The organism is Nocardioides sp. zg-DK7169 (genome assembly GCF_013155365.1).
Taxonomy (GTDB): Bacteria; Actinomycetota; Actinomycetes; order Propionibacteriales; family Nocardioidaceae; genus Nocardioides.
Genome location: NZ_JABJRA010000011.1, coordinates 130,196 through 147,385 on the forward strand (window position 1 = coordinate 130,196; position 17,190 = coordinate 147,385).

14 protein-coding genes are annotated in these 17,190 nt (G+C 73.2%); 7 read left to right on the forward strand and 7 right to left on the reverse strand.

Translation table 11 applies throughout. The annotated features are described in order from the left end of the window. Positions 1-167 precede the first annotated feature (167 nt). The 5 genes from HOQ23_RS16700 (at position 168) to HOQ23_RS16720 (ending at position 8,914) form a co-directional block, all read left to right on the forward strand. Positions 168-2,165, forward strand: a complete 1,998-nt coding sequence (locus HOQ23_RS16700) for an alpha-1,4-glucan--maltose-1-phosphate maltosyltransferase (protein ID WP_172215891.1) — start codon at positions 168-170, stop codon at positions 2,163-2,165. Between the two features lie 212 nt (positions 2,166-2,377). Beyond that, on the forward strand, positions 2,378-4,105 hold the full coding sequence (gene treS / locus HOQ23_RS16705; protein ID WP_172216035.1) for a maltose alpha-D-glucosyltransferase: 1,728 nt from the start codon (positions 2,378-2,380) through the stop codon (positions 4,103-4,105). Next, complete coding sequence (locus HOQ23_RS16710; protein ID WP_172215893.1) at positions 4,102-5,598, forward strand: hypothetical protein; 1,497 nt, start codon at positions 4,102-4,104, stop codon at positions 5,596-5,598. The genes treS and HOQ23_RS16710 overlap by 4 nt, the downstream gene beginning before the upstream one ends. Further along, a complete protein-coding gene (glgB, locus tag HOQ23_RS16715) occupies positions 5,595-7,799 on the forward strand; it encodes a 1,4-alpha-glucan branching protein GlgB (protein WP_172215895.1) in 2,205 nt (734 codons plus the stop codon). Before HOQ23_RS16710 ends, glgB begins: the two co-directional genes overlap by 4 nt. An 86-nt stretch (positions 7,800-7,885) precedes the next feature. Next, positions 7,886-8,914, forward strand: coding sequence for an NUDIX hydrolase (locus HOQ23_RS16720; protein WP_172215897.1), 1,029 nt, complete (start codon positions 7,886-7,888; stop codon positions 8,912-8,914). Between the two features lie 3 nt (positions 8,915-8,917). Here the strand turns inward: HOQ23_RS16720 and HOQ23_RS16725 are convergent, their stop codons facing one another. After that, positions 8,918-9,841, reverse strand: coding sequence for an EamA family transporter (locus tag HOQ23_RS16725; RefSeq protein WP_172215899.1), 924 nt, complete (start codon positions 9,839-9,841; stop codon positions 8,918-8,920). 73 nt (positions 9,842-9,914) lie between these two features. Here HOQ23_RS16725 and HOQ23_RS16730 point away from each other — a divergent pair, with 73 nt between their 5' ends. Beyond that, complete coding sequence (locus HOQ23_RS16730; RefSeq protein WP_172215901.1) at positions 9,915-10,808, forward strand: LysR family transcriptional regulator; 894 nt, start codon at positions 9,915-9,917, stop codon at positions 10,806-10,808. A 46-nt stretch (positions 10,809-10,854) separates the two neighbouring features. On the opposite strand, the gene HOQ23_RS16735 is transcribed toward HOQ23_RS16730, so the two are convergent. From HOQ23_RS16735 to HOQ23_RS16760, 6 genes are all read right to left on the reverse strand, one after another. Beyond that, entirely contained in the window at positions 10,855-11,286 is a 432-nt protein-coding gene (locus HOQ23_RS16735; protein WP_172215903.1) for a hypothetical protein, read from the reverse strand. Positions 11,287-11,437: 151 nt separating this feature from the next. Then, on the reverse strand, positions 11,438-12,421 hold the full coding sequence (locus tag HOQ23_RS16740) for a DUF1963 domain-containing protein (protein ID WP_172215905.1): 984 nt from the start codon (positions 12,419-12,421) through the stop codon (positions 11,438-11,440). Between the two features lie 54 nt (positions 12,422-12,475). Next, the gene (locus HOQ23_RS16745) at positions 12,476-13,168 is read right to left on the reverse strand and encodes an EI24 domain-containing protein (RefSeq protein ID WP_172215907.1); all 693 of its coding nucleotides are present in this window, start codon (positions 13,166-13,168) and stop codon (positions 12,476-12,478) included. Between the two features lie 112 nt (positions 13,169-13,280). Continuing rightward, positions 13,281-14,231 (reverse strand): tetratricopeptide repeat protein, encoded by a 951-nt coding sequence (locus HOQ23_RS16750; protein ID WP_172215909.1) that lies wholly within the window; start codon positions 14,229-14,231, stop codon positions 13,281-13,283. A gap of 55 nt (positions 14,232-14,286) precedes the next feature. Then, positions 14,287-15,276, reverse strand: a complete 990-nt coding sequence (gene meaB / locus HOQ23_RS16755) for a methylmalonyl Co-A mutase-associated GTPase MeaB (RefSeq protein WP_172215911.1) — start codon at positions 15,274-15,276, stop codon at positions 14,287-14,289. Between the two features lie 6 nt (positions 15,277-15,282). Then, positions 15,283-16,470, reverse strand: coding sequence for an acetyl-CoA C-acetyltransferase (locus HOQ23_RS16760; protein ID WP_172215913.1), 1,188 nt, complete (start codon positions 16,468-16,470; stop codon positions 15,283-15,285). A 163-nt stretch (positions 16,471-16,633) separates the two neighbouring features. Between HOQ23_RS16760 and mce the strand changes: the two genes are divergently transcribed. Continuing rightward, positions 16,634-17,080 (forward strand): methylmalonyl-CoA epimerase, encoded by a 447-nt coding sequence (gene mce / locus HOQ23_RS16765; RefSeq protein WP_172215915.1) that lies wholly within the window; start codon positions 16,634-16,636, stop codon positions 17,078-17,080. Positions 17,081-17,190 lie beyond the last annotated feature (110 nt).

The window sequence follows — 17,190 nt, forward strand, 5'->3', positions numbered from 1 at the left end:
TCCTTCTCGTGACGCCTCGGTGTCCCCGCCGGTGTCGACCGCCCGGACGGCCCCTGCGCGGCCAGACTCGGGGCCACACCCGTCCACACCGGGGCGCGAGGGCCGGAGGCTGCGCCACGGCATTGGGTACAGGCCCCCGGTCAGCGCCCCCCACCAAGGTTGGAGCAATGGTCGGACGCATCCCCGTCATGAACGTCCATCCCGTCGTCGATCTGGGCCGCCACCCGGCCAAGGCCACCGTGGGCGAGCCGCTGCCCGTGCGCGCGACGATCTTCCGCGAGGGCCACGACAGCCTCGGGGCCGACGTCGTCCTCACCGGCCCGGACGGCGTACGACGCCCACCGGTGCGGATGACGCCGCACCGGGAGGTCCCGGACCGCTACGACGCCGAGGTGGTGCCCGACCTCGAGGGCGCCTGGACCTTCGAGATCCAGGCCTGGTCGGACCCGATCGCGACCTGGCAGCACGCCGCCGGGTTGAAGATCCCGGCCGGCGTCGACGTCGAGCTGATGTTCACCGAGGGCCGGCTGCTGCTCGAGCGGGTGCTTGCCGACCTCGACGCCGCCGCCGGTGCGGAGGCCCGGGAGCTGCTCGAGGGCGCCCTGGCCGCCGCGAGCGACACCGACCGCCCGGTCGAGGCCCGCCTCGCCGCGCTCCAGGACTCGGCGCTCGAGGCCCTCCTCCACGCCCACCCGCTGCGCGAGCTGGTCACGGTCGAGGGGCCGTTCCCGGCGTACGCCGACCGGGAGAAGGCGCTGTTCAGCAGCTGGTATGAGTTCTTCCCCCGCTCCGAGGGCGCCCGGGTGGACCCGGTCACCGGGCGGGTCATCTCCGGCAGCTTCCGCACCGCGGCCGAGCGCCTGGACGCGGTGGCGGAGATGGGCTTCGACGTCATCTACCTGCCGCCGATCCACCCGATCGGCGAGGTGAACCGCAAGGGGCCGAACAACACCCTCACCCCCGGGCCCGACGACCCCGGCTCTCCGTGGGCGATCGGCTCGCGCCACGGCGGCCACGACGCGATCCACCCCGACCTCGGCACCCTCGAGGACTTCGACGCCTTAGTGGCCCGCGCCCGCGAGCTCGGGATCGAGGTCGCGCTCGACCTGGCCCTCCAGGCCGCCCCGGACCACCCGTGGGTCACCTCGCACCCGGAGTGGTTCACCACCCGCGCGGACGGCTCGATCGCGCACGCGGAGAACCCGCCGAAGAAGTACCAGGACATCTACCCGGTCAACTTCGACAACGACCCCGAGGGCATCAGCCACGAGGTGCTGCGGATCGTGCGGCACTGGATGTCGCACGGCGTGCGGATCTTCCGCGTCGACAACCCGCACACCAAGCCGCTGTCGTTCTGGGAGTGGATGCTGGCCGAGGTCCGCCGCACCGACCCCAACGTCGTCTTCCTCTCCGAGGCCTTCACGCGCCCGGCGATGATGCACGGCCTGGGCGCGATCGGCTTCCACCAGAGCTACACCTACTTCACCTGGCGCACGGCGCGCTGGGAGCTGGAGGAGTACCTGCGCGAGCTCGCGCACGAGTCGGACCACCTGATGCGTCCGAACTTCTTCGTCAACACCCCCGACATCCTGCACGCCTACCTCCAGTACGGCGGGCCCGCAGCGTTCAAGGTGCGCGCCGTCCTGGCGGCCACCGGCTCGCCGTCGTGGGGCGTCTACGCCGGCTACGAGCTCTACGAGCACGTGGCGGTCCGCCCGGGCAGCGAGGAGTACCTCGACTCGGAGAAGTACCAGATCCGGATCCGCGACTGGGAGGGCGCCGCGGCCGAGGGCCGCACCCTCGCGCCGTACCTCACCCGGCTCAACGAGGTCCGGCGCCAGCACCCGGCGCTCCAGCTGCTGCGCAACGTGGCGATCCACTCCAGCGACGACGAGAACATCCTGGTGTTCTCCAAGACCCGCCGGGGCACGGGCCCCGACGCCGCTGACGACACCGTGATCGTGGTGGTCAACCTCGACCCGCACGCCACCCGGGAGACGACCGTCCACCTCGACCTGCCCGCGATGGGGCTGGAAGAGGGCGAGGTGTTCGGTGTGCACGACGAGATCACCGGGCAGGACTGGTCGTGGAGCCAGCACAACTACGTGCGGCTCGACCCCGCGCACGAGCCCGCGCACATCCTCAGCGTCAGGAGGACGCGTTGACCGCTCCGACCGGCCCTGCCACCCGGCCCGACGCGCACGCCCCAGCCCCCCATCCAGCCCCGGAGGACACCGCCCTGAACGCCCACCCGCACGACGCCCCCGCCGACTCGACCGAGGGCGGCAGCGCCGTCTCGACGGCCGACTCACCGGCCGCGACCACCGACGACCCGGGCGCCGCATCGCGCGCCGATGCGGGGGTGCACCTCAGCCCGATGGGCCAGAGCCCGGAGGGCGACCCGTTCCCCGACGACCAGGCCCCCACGCCGGACTGGTTCAAGACGGCGGTGTTCTACGAGGTGCTGGTCCGGTCCTTCCGCGACTCCAACGGCGACGGGGTCGGCGACTTCCGCGGTCTCACCGAGAAGCTGGACTACCTGCAGTGGCTCGGCGTGGACTGCCTGTGGCTGCCGCCGTTCTTCTCCTCGCCGCTGCGCGACGGCGGCTACGACGTCTCCGACTACACCAACATCCTCCCCGAGATCGGGACGGTCGAGGACTTCCACCACTTCCTCGACGAGGCGCACGCCCGCGGCATCCGCGTGATCATCGACTTCGTCATGAACCACACCAGCGACCAGCACCCGTGGTTCCAGGCCAGCCGCGAGGACCCCGACGGGCCGTACGGCGACTTCTACGTCTGGTCCGACACCGACGAGCTCTACTCCGACGCCCGGATCATCTTCGTCGACACCGAGCCGTCGAACTGGACCTGGGACCCGGTGCGCCAGCAGTACTACTGGCACCGGTTCTTCAGCCACCAGCCGGACCTGAACTTCGACAACCCCGCGGTCCACGACGCGATCCTCGAGGCGATCGCGTTCTGGTTCGACATGGGCCTCGACGGGTTCCGCCTCGACGCCGTGCCGTATCTCTACGAGCGGCCCGGGACCAACGGCGAGAACCTCCCCGAGACCCACGACCTGCTCAAGAAGGTGCGTCGCTTCGTCGACGAGAACTACCCCGGCAAGGTGCTGCTCGCCGAGGCCAACCAGTGGCCCTCCGACGTCGTGGACTACTTCGGTGACTACGAGTCCGGCGGCGACGAGTGCCACATGTGCTTCCACTTCCCGGTGATGCCGCGCATCTTCATGGCGGTGCGCCGCGAGTCGCGCTTCCCCATCACGGAGATCCTCGACCAGACGCCGCCGATCCCGAGCGGCTGCCAGTGGGGCATCTTCCTGCGCAACCACGACGAGCTGACCCTCGAGATGGTCACCGACGAGGACCGCGACTACATGTGGAACGAGTACGCCAAGGACCCGCGGATGAAGGCCAACATCGGCATCCGCCGGCGCCTGGCGCCGCTGCTCGACAACGACATCAACCAGATGGAGCTGTTCTGCGCGCTCCTGCTCTCCCTGCCCGGGTCGCCGGTCCTCTACTACGGCGACGAGATCGGCATGGGCGACAACATCTGGCTCGGTGACCGCGACGGTGTTCGCACCCCGATGCAGTGGACCCCGGACCGCAACGCCGGGTTCTCCTCGGCCACCCCGGGCAAGCTGCACCTCCCGCTAAACCAGGACCCGGTCTACGGCTTCCAGTCCGTCAACGTCGAGTCGCAGCTGGAGAACACCTCCTCGCTGCTGCACTGGACGCGCCGGATGATCCACGCCCGGCGCAGCCACCCGGCGTTCGGGCTCGGCTCCTTTGTCGACCTGGGCGGGTCCAACTCCTCGGTGCTCAGCTACGCCCGTGAGCACGACCAGGGCGACGGGCGCCGCGACGTCATCGTCTGCGTGCACAACCTCTCGCGCTTCCCCCAGCCGGTCGAGCTGGACCTGCGCCGCTTCGAGGGGATGGTGCCGGTCGAGCTGCTCGGCGGCGTGCCCTTCCCCCGCATCGGCGAGCTGCCGTACCTGCTCACCCTGAGCGGCTACGGCTTCTACTGGTTCCGGCTCTCCGAACCCGACAACGCAGAGGAGGCGACGCTGCTGTGACTCCCCAGTCCAGGCACGCCAGCACCCATCTCGACCCCGAGGTCTTCGCCGACTACCTCGTCAAGACCCGGTGGTTCGCCGGCAAGGGACGCGATTTCACCGTCACCGGGATCCGCCGCCTCGGCGACGTCCCGGGGGCCAGCGGGGAGCCGCGGGTGGTCAACCACCTCGTCGAGCTCACCTACGCCGACACCGCCGGCGGCGAGCCGGCCACCGAGCTCTACCAGGTGCCGCTCACGCTGTACGCCGAGCCGGTCCAGCGCCTCGACCACGCCTTCATCGGCTGGTGGGAGGAGCCGGGCCACGGCTGGGTGCACGCCTACGACGCGCTGCACGACCGCGAGGCGATGGCCGCCTGGCTGCGCACCTTCGTCGGGGCCGTCCCGGTGGAGGGCGGGGTCTGGACCGACCCGGGCTCCGGCCTGACCTTCCACCGCACGCCCGGGCACGACCTGGACCCCGACGCGACCGCCTCGCTGTTCTCCGGTGAGCAGTCCAACTCCACCGTGCTCTTCGGCGACCACGCCGCCATGAAGGTGTTCCGCAAGGTCACTCCCGGCGCGAACCCGGACATCACCGTCCACGAGGCGCTCACCCGCGCCGGCTCCGAGCACGTCGCGGCGCTGTACGGCTGGGTCGAGTGGCGCGACCCCGACGGCCCGCACGGGCCCACCGACCCCGACGCGCCCGACGACCTCGGCGGTCCGGAGGCCCCGGCGCTCCAGCTGGCGATGCTCCAGCAGTTCCTGCGTGCCGGGACCGACGGCTGGGACCTGGCCCTGACGAGCGTGCGCGACCTGTTCGCCGAGGCCGACCTGCACGCCCACGAGGTCGGAGGCGACTTCGCCGGCGAGTCCGCCCGCCTCGGCGAGGCGCTGCGCGAGGTGCACACCACGCTGGCGACCGCGTTCGGCACCAGCCCGGAGGGCTCCGCCGCCGACCTCGGCGAGGCGATGACGCAGCGCCTCACCGACGCGCTCGCCGTCGTACCCGCCCTGGAGCCGTACGCCGAGGCGCTGCGCGCGACGTACGCCCGGCTGTCCGCGCTGGGCACGATCGAGGTGCAGCGCGTGCACGGCGACCTGCACCTGGGCCAGACGGTGCGCACCTCCGGGGGCTGGAAGATCGTCGACTTCGAGGGCGAGCCCGCGAAGCCGCTCGCGCAGCGCCAGCTGCCCGACTCCCCCTGGCGCGACGTCGCCGGGATGCTGCGCTCCTTCGACTACGCGCCCCAGGTGGTCGCCCGCTCGCTGGCCGAGGAGGACCCCGAGGGCGTCGCGCAGCGCGCCTACCGCGCCGAGGAGTGGGCCGAGCGCAACAAGCAGCACTTCCTCGACGCCTACGCCGGCGGTCCGCTGAGCCCGGAGCAGCAGCTCCTGCTCGACGCCTACGTCGCCGACAAGGCCGTCTACGAGGCGATCTACGAGACGCGCAACCGCCCCACCTGGGTCACCATCCCCCTCACCGCCATCGCGAGGATCGAGGCCTCATGACCAGCACCCCCGCCCACCGACCCGCCCGGCGTCCCGTGGACCGCGACCAGCTCGACCTGCTCGTGCGCGGCGAGCACGGCGACCCGCACGGCATCCTGGGCGCGCACCCCCACGACGGTGGGGTCACGGTGCGTGTCCTGCGCCCGCTCGCCTCCTCGGTCACGATCCAGCACGCCACCCCCGACGGCCACGCCGCCACCCGCCTCGAGCACGAGTACGAGGGGGTCTGGGTGGGCGTGCTGCCCGTCGCCGAGGTGCCCGACTACCGGATCTCGGTGGCCTACGACGGCGACCCGATCCTGGTCGACGACCCCTACCGGTTCCTGCCCACCCTCGGCGAGATGGACCTGCACCTGGTCAACGAGGGCCGCCACGAGCAGCTGTGGGAGGTGCTCGGCGCCCACGTGCGCCACTACCCCGGCGTGCTCGGCGAGGTCACCGGCACCTCGTTCGCGGTGTGGGCGCCGCACGCGCACGGCGTACGCGTCAAGGGCGACTTCAACGCCTGGGACGGCCGCGAGCACCCGATGCGCCAGCTCGGCACCTCGGGGGTGTGGGAGCTCTTCGTGCCGGGCATCGGCTCCGGGGCCTCCTACAAGTACGCCGTGCTCGGCGCCGACGGGGTGTGGCGCGACAAGGCCGACCCGATGGCCGCCTGGGCCGAGGAGCCGCCCAAGACCGCCTCGCGGGTCTTCGAGTCCACCTACACCTGGGGCGACGCGGAGTGGATGGACGCGCGCCGCGACCAGCAGGCCGTGTCCCGCCCGATGTCGACCTACGAGCTGCACCTCGCCTCCTGGCGCCGCGACCGCAGCTGGGCGCAGCTGGCCGAGGAGCTGCCGGCGTACGTCGCAGAGCTCGGCTTCACCCACGTCGAGCTGATGCCGGTGATGCAGCACCCCTTCGGCGGCTCGTGGGGCTACCACGTCACCTCCTACTTCGCCGCGGACGCGCGCTTCGGCGACCCCGACGGCTTCCGCCTGCTCGTGGACAAGCTGCACCAGGCCGGGATCGGCGTGATCCTGGACTGGGTGCCGGGCCACTTCGCCACCGACGAGTGGGCACTGGTGCGCTTCGACGGCACCCCGCTCTACGAGGACCCCAACCCCCAGCGCGGCTGGCACCGCGAGTGGGGCTCGCACATCTTCAACTTCGGGCGCCGCGAGGTCCGCAACTTCCTCTACGCCAACGCCGTGTACTGGCTCGAGGAGTTCCACGCCGACGGGCTGCGTGTCGACGGCGTCGCCTCGATGCTGTACCTCGACTACTCCCGCGAGGAGGGCGAGTGGACGCCCAACATCCACGGCGGGCGCGAGAACCTCGAGGCGGTGGAGTTCCTCCAGGAGATGAACGCCACCGTCTACCGCCGGATCCCCGGCGTCACCACCATCGCCGAGGAGTCCACCTCCTGGCCGGGCGTCACCCAGCCCACCTCCGCCGGCGGCCTGGGCTTCGGCTTCAAGTGGAACATGGGCTGGATGCACGACTCGCTGGGCTACATGCAGCACGACCCGGTCCACCGGGTGCACCACCACGGCGAGATGACCTTCTCGCTGGTCTACGCCTGGTCGGAGAACTACGTGCTCCCGATCAGCCACGACGAGGTCGTCCACGGCAAGGGCTCGCTGCTGCGCAAGATGCCCGGCGACCGCTGGCAGCAGCTCGCCGCGCTGCGGGCCTACCTCGCCTTCATGTGGGCCCACCCCGGCAAGCAGCTGCTGTTCATGGGCGCCGAGATGGGGCAGGAGTCGGAGTGGGCGGAGTCCCGCGAGCTGGACTGGTGGCTGCTGGACCACCCCGAGCACCGCGGCGTCCACTCGCTGGTGCGCGACCTCAACACGACGTACACCGAGACGCCGGCGCTGTGGGCGCAGGACCACGAGCCCGCCGGCTTCGCCTGGCTGGACGCCGACGACGCCGAGCACAACGTCTTCTCCTTCGTCCGCCGGGCCCCCGGCGAGCCGGACCTGGTGTGCGTGGCGAACTTCGCCGCGGTGCCGCACCACGACTACCGCCTCGCCCTGCCCGCGACCGGGCGGTGGGAGGAGGTCCTCAACACCGATGCCTCGACCTACACCGGGTCCGGGGTGGGCAACCTCGGCGGCATCACCGGCACGGAGGGCGCCCACCACGGCCAGCCGGCGCACGCCGACATCGTGGTTCCGCCGCTCGCGACGGTGTGGTTCCGCCGCACGGACTGAGCGGTCCCGGCCGGTCCCGCGCGTGCGGGGCCGGTCGGACCCGGTCCGGGCGACCGGACCTTTCGCCGCGTGGCTAGGGTTGCGGCGTGACCGAGCAGCCCAGCCTCACCGACGGGACGGTCACGCTGCGTGCGTGGCGCGAGTCCGACGTCGAGGTCGCGATCGCAGGCCATGACGAACCCGTGCTGCACTGGCTCGGCGTCGAGGAGGGCCCGAGCGCCGACCAGCACCGGCGCGCCATCCGGATCTGGACCGAGCGGTTCAGCACCACCAACCGGATCGGCTACGCGATCGAGGCCGGTGGCCGGCTCGTCGGGGGGTGCCAGGTGCGCGTCGACGACGACACCACCGGCGAGCTGCAGTGGGTGCTCTACGCCGGCCACCGCGGCCAGGGCCACGCCACCCGCGCGGTGCGCGTGCTCGCCGACTGGGCGCTCACCGCGGTCGGCCAGGGAGGCCTGGGCCTCACCCGGGTCGAGGCCCGCATCGAGCCCGCCAACGAGTCCGCGCTGCGCGTCGCCAGCCGCGCCGGCCTGCGCCGCGAGGGCGTGCGCCGCGTCGTCGCCGGCACCGGCGAGCAGCCGGCCGCGACCGAGTACGTCGTGCTGGCCCGCCTCGCCGACGACCCGCCGGTCAGCGACCCCACCAGCTTCCGCTCGCTGCTGAACTCCTTCCTGCCCCGCAAGCGCGCGATCGGGCAGATGCTGCTGCGCGACACCGCCGGTCGCGTGCTGCTGTGCAACCTGACCTACAAGAAGGACTGGGACCTTCCCGGCGGCGTGGTCGAGGTCGGCGAGTCCCCGCAGCTCGCCGCGGCCCGCGAGGTCGAGGAGGAGCTCGGCCTGGTCGTGAAGCCCGGTCCGCTGGTCCTCACCGACTGGATGCCGCCCTGGAGCGGCTGGGACGACGCGCTCTGCCTCGTCTTCGACGGCGGCGTCCACGACCCGGCGATCCTCGAGCGCGCGGTCTACCAGGCCCGCGAGATCCGCTCCGCGGAGTTCTGCACCGTCGAGCAGGCCACCGAGCGCTGCGCCGACTTCACCCTGCGCCGGCTCACCGCCGCGCTGGCCAGCATCGAGCGCGGCGGCGCGGCGTACACCGAGTCCGGGCGCTGAGGCTCAGGCCCGCTCGGCTCCGCGGGCGGGCACCGGCTCCGGCGCGGGCACCGGCACCGGCACCGGGGCGCTCCCCCGGCGCGGGCGCAGCGCCACCAGCACGCCGACGACCAGGAGCAGCCCGCCGAGCGCCTCCCCCGCGCTGGGCACCTGCGACAGCAGCGCCCAGGCCGACACCATGGCCACCACCGGGGCCAGCAGCACCCACGGCACGACGGCCGCCGAGGGGTTGCGGGCCAGCAGCGAGTTGAACAGCCCGTACCCCACCAGCGAGGCGAGACCGGCGGTGTAGAGCGTCGAGACCAGCGCCTGCCAGCCGAACGCGCCCAGCCCGTCGGCCACCGCCGCGGGACCGTCGAGCACCAGCGACACGACGAGCACCGGCACCGGCACCACGACTGCGGACCAGACGGTCAGCCCGAGCCCACCCGGCACCTTGGCGGCCCGGGAGACGACGTTGCCGATCCCCCACGACAGCGCACCCGCCAGGCACAGCAGCAGGGCTGCCAGCGTGACCTGCCCGCCACGGCCCAGGGCCACCACGACCAGGCCGGTCGCCCCGATCACGACGCCCACGGTCTGGGCGCGCGTCGGACGCTCGCGCAGCGCGACCGCGGCGATCACGATGGTGAACACCACCTGGGCCTGGAGCACCAGCGCCGCCAGGCCCGGGGGCAGCCCGGCGGCCATCGAGACGTAGAGGAAGCCGAACTGGCCGATCGACATCGTCAGCCCGACCGCCGCCAGCACCCGCCACGGCACGTCGGGCCGGGGCACCAGCAGCACCGCCGGGAAGACCACCAGCACGAAGCGGCAGGCCACGAACAGCAGGGGCGACACCTCGCCCATCCCCCAGTCGATGACCACGAAGTTGAAGCCCCACACGGCGGCCACCAGCGCGGCCAGGAGCGAGTCTCGTCGGTTCACCTCGCCAGCCTCGTGGACCTTGACCGTGCAGCACCAGCGAACGATCGTGCATGAATTGGTTTAGCGTTGCTTCATGATCGACCTCGACGCCGTCCTCGCGCTGCGCGCGGTCTCGACCCACGGGTCCGTGGGTGCGGCCGCGAGCGCGCTCGGCTTCACCCCGTCCGCGGTCTCCCAGCAGGTCAAACGGCTGGAGCGCAGCACCGGCGTCCCGCTGCTGGAGCGGGTCGGCCGCGGCGTGATCCTGACCCGCCACGGACGCCACCTCGTGGAGTCCAGCACCCCCCTGCTCGCCGGGCTCGAGGAGCTGGAGAGCGGACTGCACCGCCAGGCGCAGACCGTGGCGGGCCGGCTTCGGGTGGCGACCTTCTCGACCGCGATGCGCGGGCTGGTGGCGCCGGTCGTGCGCGACGTGCTCGACGCCCACCCCGATCTCTCGGTGACCCTGTCCGAGCGCGAGCCGTGGGACGCCGTCGAGCTGGTCGCCACCGACCGCGCCGACCTCGCGGTGGTGCACCGGTGGGGAGACGTACCGCTGAGCGTGCCGGACCACGTCGTGCTGACGCCGCTCGCGGACGACCTGGCCGACGTGATCCTGCACCGCGAGCACCCGCTGGCCGGGCGGGACCGGCTGTCGCCGGCCGAGCTGGTGGCGGAGGGCTGGATCGCCACCCCGCCGAGCAGCATCTGCCGTCAGTGGCTGGAGCGGATGTACGTCGGCACCGGCCACCCGCCCCGTGTGGTCCACGAGTCCTGGGAGTTCGACTCCCACCTGGCGATGGCCCGGGCGCGCCTCGGGATCGCGCTGATCCCGAGGCTGGGCCGCTCACCGCTCGCGCCGGACCTCTGCGCGGTGCCGCTGCACGACCCGGTGCCGCTGCGCCGGGTGCTGGCGGCGCACCGGCGCAGCATGACTGACTCCCCCGCCCTCACCACCGTGCTGGAGGCGCTGGTCGCGGCCCATTGACCGGCGCCGTCGGTCGCGCCTGTCGAGACCGCTCGGGCTCCGCCGGTCAGCACCGGGGCAGGCTGCGGGCGTACCCGATCGCGCTGCCGTGGTCGACGCCCGGCCCGCTGATGCCGGTGCCCATCAGGTGGCCCGGCCGCACGCGCAGGGACTTCGTGCCCGAGATGGTGCCGCCCGCGGCGCGGACCGTGACGCTGCCCGAGCCGCCGCTCAGCCGCATGAGCGAGCCGGTGTAGGTCCGGCCGGTCGCGCGGTTGTCCAGGCGCACCCGGACCCGCACGTCGCCGCCGTCGAGCGGGACCTTGCAGACCTGCACCTTGGCGCCGTTCGCCGAGGAGCCGTTCTTCCACGCCGCCTGCGCCGGCGGGGCGAGCATCGTCCCCGCCACCACGAGCGAGGCGACCGCGGAGGCCACTGCTCCGACCCGGAGACCGGAGCGGGAGAGGGAACGGGACGGAGCAGCGAGAGGGCGAGGCATGCCGGAAGGCTAGCCGTGCCCCACCGCCCCGAAACCCCGAGTCGGCTCTTGTGGTGCACCGAGTCGGCTCTCGTGGTGCACCGAGTCGGCTCTCGTGGTTGCGCGAGTCGGCGCAAGTGGCGTGCCCGGCCGGCGTACGACGGGCCTCCGCTCAGTAGCAGGCCCAGGACCACCACAGCGAGGAGGTCTCGCCGCGACGCAACGAAGCCGGGTCGCCGAAGAGCCAGGAGATCCCGCTGTCGCCCCACTCGGTGAACACCCCCTCGTCGGAGTCCAGCTGGAGGATCAGCGTGTCGGCACCCGGCGCCGCGGCGGCCGGGTCCTGCGCGTCGGCGCACCGCGGGTCCCCCTGGACGATGCAGGGCCAGCCGCCGACCTTGTCGCCGCCGCCGATCGCCGGCGGCTCCTCCTCCGGGTCGTCCTGACCCGGCACGGTGTCTCCGCCGTACACATCGGTGAACGCGGACCCGGCCGCCTCTCCGATGCGCTCGAGACGGTCCTCGTCCCCCAGGACGCCGAGGCGCTCGGGGCGATAGCCCTCGTGCAGGTCGGTGACCGCGGGCAGGGAGCTCTCCACCACGAACCGGACGGCGGTGGCCCGGTCGCGGTGCAGGAGCGGGGAGGACCACTCACCGGACCCGGTGTCCGGCACCGCGGCCGAGACCGGCTGGGCCGCCTCCCGGGTCAGCTCCTCGGCGGAGTGGAAGCGGGCGTACGCGCGGTCGCGGTGCTCGAAGGACAGCCCGAAGCACTCCACGGCGGGCACGAACCACTGCAGCAGGCCGCTGTCGGGGAGCTCCTGGAGGCCACGCGTGCTTGCCGGGGCGACGTCCGAGGCGGCCAGCGCCGCCGCGAGGTCGGCGAAGTTGACCTGCGCCACGAACGCCAGCGGCGCCCCCGCCTCGTCGGTCGGCCAGGACGTCCCGGCCGGCAGGAAGGGGTGGCCGCCGACGTAGGAGCCGCGGACATCCGTCGCGGGACCGTCGGGGAGGAGCCGCGCCTGCGCCTGGGCCAGGTCCGCGAGGGCGTCGACGACGTCCTCGGCGCCCTCGAGCAGGCCGAGGCGGGAGGTGACCACCGCCAGCTCGTCGTACGGGAGCGGCCTGGTCGTTCCGGTCTCTGAGGTCGAGGTCATGGGTGCAGGCTGACCACCGACAGGCCCTCGGAAACCCGCGGCGGCGCGCGGACCTCAGGCCTCGACCAGGTCCCGCGCGAGCGTGGTCGCGCCGACCACCGCCGCCGGCATCACGAGTACGGCGCCGAGCGGCACCAGGAAGCAGGCCTGCACCGACAGCCCGAAGGTGAGCACCTGGAAACGGTGTCCGCGCAGCAGCCGGGAGCGCTCGCTGCGGTCCAGGCCGCGGGCCTCCAGCGGGCGGCCGAGCAGCTCCCCGGCGAGGAACCAGGCGGAGATGCAGAACCCGCCCGCGAGCGCGGCCAGCGTGCCGACGACCGGCACCAGCCCCACCGCGACCACCCCGAGCGTCGTCGCGAGGCCGAGCAGCACCAGCGCGACGCCGTCGCCGATCGAGCGCAGCAGCCCCACCTCGTCCTCGGGCACCGGTCCGCCGAGCAGCGTCTCGGTCTCGCGCCAGATCCGCGCGTAGAACGGGTCCCCGACCAGCAGCGTGAGGGCGACGAACGTCGCCGCCGCGAGCACCACGAACCCCGCCACGAGGGCGAGGGCGAGGGTCACCCGCACCAGCCGCCGCACGGTGGCCGAGGCGTCGTCGACGAAGGGCGTGGCCCACCCGACCACGTCGCCGACCACCACGAGGAGCCCGACGAAGGCCGCGAGCAGCGCCAGCAGCACGAGCAGCGCGGGGACCAAGCCGAGCAGCATCAGCCCCGGACGCCGGCGCCACATCCCGAAGCCGCGCACGAGGTGTGCCGGTCCCGAGCCGGCCGCCACTCCTGCGAGCCCCGACCGCCCCGGCCGTCCCGGCTGTCCGGGCCCCCCGACGCTCACCGCCGGGCGCTGCTCCACCACGTGCTCAGAACAGCGCCGAGGCGAGGTTCTGGCGGCCCCGCAGCACTCGCGGGTCGTCGTTGCCGACGGCCGCGAAGAGCCCGAGCAGGTGGTCGCGGGCCTGGGCGCGCTCGGCGCCCGCCGTACGACGCACCAGGTCGACGAGACGGTTGAAGGCGTCGTCGACGTGGCCGCCGAGCATGTCGAGGTCGGCCACCATCGTCTGGGCGTCGACGTCGTCGGGGTTCGCGGCCGCGGCGGCGCGGGCCGCCTGGAGGTCGACGCCCTGGGTGCGCTGGAGCACCTTGGCCATCGCGAGCCCGGCAGCGGCCTCGGTGTCGGCGGGGTTGGCGTCGACCAGCTTCTGGTACTCCGCCACGGCGCGGTCGATGTCGCCGTCGCCGAGCGCGTCCTGCGCGGCGGCGTAGCGCGGGTCGACCTGCTCCTCCTCGCCCTCCGCCGCGGCCACGTGACGCGGCTGGTGGCGGTCGGTGATGCCCTGGACGGTGAGCTGCTGGGCGAGCTGGGTGAACATCGCGCGCAGGTCGTCCACCGGGATCGGGCCGGGGATCGGCTGGGTCGCGGGACGACCGTCGAGCAGCACCAGCATCAGCGGCACCTGCGGGATCTGCATGGCTTGGGCGATCTGCGGCGTGGCGTCGACGTCGATCAGCCCGGCCAGGAAGCGGCCCTCGTGCTCGGTCACCACCGCGGCGACGTCGGCGGCGAAGGTGTCCCCCGGCCCGGCCTGGGAGGAGGAGTGGAAGACCAGGACGACCGGGGCGGTCATCGAGGCCTCGAGGGTGCTCTGGAAGTTCGACTCGTCGACCTGCACGACGTACGCCGAGCTGGCGCCGGGCGCCGCGGAGCCGCCGGCCGCGGGGCCCGGGGCGCCCGCGGGAGGCGCGGTCGGGGCCGGTCGCTTCAGCGCCGACAGGTCGATGGCACCGGGACGGGAGAACGGCTGCTGCGTCATGGCCCACATCCTAGGGAAGACGACCCCATCCGGCCCGATGGCTCCGTCGCGCGGCTCAGGCGTGCGCGGCCTCGAGCAGCTCGTCGGCCGCCGCGTAGGGGTCGCAGTCCCCGGCCGCGACCCGCACGGCGAGCTCGCCGAGCTCGGCACGGCCCTCGAGGCCGCCCCAGCGCTCGCGCAGCGTGGTGAGCGCGATCGCCTCGATCTCCCCGCGTGCGCGGCGCTCGCGGCGCCGGGCCAGCTCGCCGGTGTCGAGCAGCCAGACGTGGTGCTCCTCGAGGGCGTCGACGACCTCGTCCACCCCGGTCCCGCTGCGCGCCGAGGTCGCGAGGACCGGCGCACGCCAGGCCTGCTCGTCGCGCTCGGCGAGGGCCAGCATCGAGCGCAGGTCGCGGCGCACCTGCTCCGCGCCGTCGCGGTCGGCCTTGTTGACGACGTAGAGGTCGCCGATCTCGAGGATCCCGGCCTTCGCGGCCTGGATGCCGTCGCCCATGCCGGGCGCCAGGAGCACCACCGTGGTGTCGGCCTGCGCGGCGATGTCGACCTCGCTCTGCCCGACCCCGACGGTCTCGACCAGCACCACGTCGTACCCGGCGGCGTCGAGCACGCGGATCGCCTGCGGCGTGGACCAGGCCAGCCCGCCGAGGTGGCCGCGTGCGGCCATGGAGCGGATGAAGACGCCGGGGTCCGCGGCATGGTCGGACATCCGCACCCGGTCGCCGAGCAGCGCCCCGCCGGAGAACGGCGAGGAGGGGTCGACCGCGAGCACTGCCACGGTGCGCCCGGCGTCGCGGAAGGCGCGCACGAGCGCGCTGGTGGAGGTGGACTTGCCGACCCCCGGGGCGCCGGTGAGGCCGACGACCTGCGCGCGCCCGGTGTACGGCGCCAGGGCGGCGGACACCTCACGCAGCAGCGGCGACGCGTCCTCGACCAGGGACACCAGGCGCGCCACCGCGCGCGGCTGGCCGGCGCGGGCGGCCTCGACGAGGTCGGGGACCGACGCCTGCCGGCGTCGGCTCCCTCCCCCGGTGCCGCTGAGGACCAAGGCGGGTCAGGCCTGCGGGACCCGGACGATCAGCGCGTCGCCCTGGCCACCGCCGCCGCACAGCGCCGCCGCGCCGACGCCGCCGCCGCGGCGCTTCAGCTCGAGCGCGAGGTGCAGCACGATGCGGGCGCCGGACATGCCGACCGGGTGGCCCAGGGCGATCGCCCCGCCGTTGACGTTGACCTTGGCGTCGTCGAGGCCGAGCTCGCGCGCCGAGGAGATGCCGACGGCCGCGAAGGCCTCGTTGAACTCGACCAGGTCGAGGTCGGTGGGCGAGATGCCCTCCTTCTCGCACGCCTTCGCGGTGGCGGCGGCGGGCTGCAGCTGCAGGGTGGAGTCGGGGCCGGCGACCTGGCCGTGCGCGCCGATCTCGGCGAGCCACTCCAGGCCGAGCTCCTCGGCCTTGGCCTTGCTCATCACGACCACGGCGCAGGCGCCGTCGGAGATCTGCGAGGAGGACGCGGCGGTGATGGTGCCCTCCTTGTTGAAGGCCGGGCGCAGCCTCGACAACGACTCTGCGGTGGTGTCGCCGCGCACGCCCTCGTCCTCGGAGACCACGACCTCGCCCTTGCGGGTCTTGACCGTCACCGGCACGACCTCGTCGGCGAAGACGCCGTTCTTCCACGCGAGCGCGGCCTTCTGGTGCGACTGGGCGGCGAACTCGTCCTGCTCCGCGCGGGTGAGGTTCTGCGCCGCGGCGTTGCACTCCTCGGTCAGCAGGCCCATCGCCTGGCTGGTGAACTGGTCGAAGAGGGCGTCGTAGGCCATCGAGTCGACGAGCTTCACGTCGCCGAACTTGATGCCCTCGCGCGACTTCGGCAGGAAGTGCGGGGCGTTGGTCATCGACTCCATGCCGCCGGCGACGACGATCTCGCACTCGCCGGCGCGCACGAGCTGGTCGGCCAGCGCGATCGCGTTGACGCCGGACAGGCACACCTTGTTGATGGTGATCGAGGGGACGCTCATCGGGACGCCGCCGGCGACCGCGGCCATGCGGGCGGGGTTCTGCCCGGCACCGGCCTGGATCACCTGGCCCATGACCACGTAGTCGACCTGCTCGCCGCTGACGCCGGCCTTCTCCAGGGCGCCCTTGATGGCGACGCCCCCCAGGTCGGCGGCGGAGAGGTCCTTCAGGCCGCCGGAGAGACGGCCGATCGGGGTGCGCGCCCCGGCGACGATGACAGTTGCAGACATGTGGTTCCTCCAGTGGTCGCCGGCCGCGGTCGGACCGGTCGAAGGCGATGCCCGCGACACTACCCACGTCGATCAGGGGTGGCGAGACACGTCCGGTCGCCCCCTGCTGAGGCACTTGTCACAACCCGTCGCGGGGCGTGGGGCGACCCGTCACCATGTCGGCATGACGAGCCTCGACATCCCCGCCCACCTGTTCACCCACATCGACCACGTCGGCATCGCCGTGCCCGACCTCGACGCCGCGATCGCCTTCTACGAGCAGACCTTCGGGATGCGCCTGGCCCACCAGGAGGTCAACGAGGCCCAGGGCGTGCGCGAGGCGATGATGGCGGTCGGCGACTCCGGCTCCTGCATCCAGCTGCTCGCCCCGCTCGACGAGACCTCCACGATCGCGAAGTTCCTGGACCGCTCCGGCCCGGGCCTGCAGCAGCTGGCCTACCGGGTGACCGACATCGAGCAGGTCAGCGCGATCCTGCGCGAGCGCGGCCTGCGGCTGCTGTACGACGCCCCGCGCCGCGGCACCTCGGACTCGCGCATCAACTTCGTGCACCCCAAGGACGCCGGCGGCGTCCTTGTCGAGCTCGTGGAGCCCGCTGCGACCGCGCACTGAGCACCGCTCGGACCCGCGGGCGACCGGGGTCGCCGGTGCCGCGCTGAGACCTACGCCACAGCCCATGTTCACCGATGGTTACTCGTGGGTATCTTCGCGGCACCACCCGA

Bases quoted from the DNA above. Each gene is read 5' to 3' on its own strand.
- HOQ23_RS16700 (WP_172215891.1), top strand. From the start codon at position 168: ATGGTCGGACGCATCCCCGTCATGAACGTCCATCCCGTCGTCGATCTG.
- treS (WP_172216035.1), top strand. From the start codon at position 2,378: ATGGGCCAGAGCCCGGAGGGCGACCCGTTCCCCGACGACCAGGCCCCC.
- glgB (WP_172215895.1), top strand. From the start codon at position 5,595: ATGACCAGCACCCCCGCCCACCGACCCGCCCGGCGTCCCGTGGACCGC.
- HOQ23_RS16730 (WP_172215901.1), top strand. From the start codon at position 9,915: ATGATCGACCTCGACGCCGTCCTCGCGCTGCGCGCGGTCTCGACCCAC.
- HOQ23_RS16735 (WP_172215903.1), bottom strand. From the start codon at position 11,286: ATGCCTCGCCCTCTCGCTGCTCCGTCCCGTTCCCTCTCCCGCTCCGGT.
- HOQ23_RS16740 (WP_172215905.1), bottom strand. From the start codon at position 12,421: ATGACCTCGACCTCAGAGACCGGAACGACCAGGCCGCTCCCGTACGAC.
- HOQ23_RS16750 (WP_172215909.1), bottom strand. From the start codon at position 14,231: ATGACGCAGCAGCCGTTCTCCCGTCCCGGTGCCATCGACCTGTCGGCG.
- HOQ23_RS16760 (WP_172215913.1), bottom strand. From the start codon at position 16,470: ATGTCTGCAACTGTCATCGTCGCCGGGGCGCGCACCCCGATCGGCCGT.
- mce (WP_172215915.1), top strand. From the start codon at position 16,634: ATGACGAGCCTCGACATCCCCGCCCACCTGTTCACCCACATCGACCAC.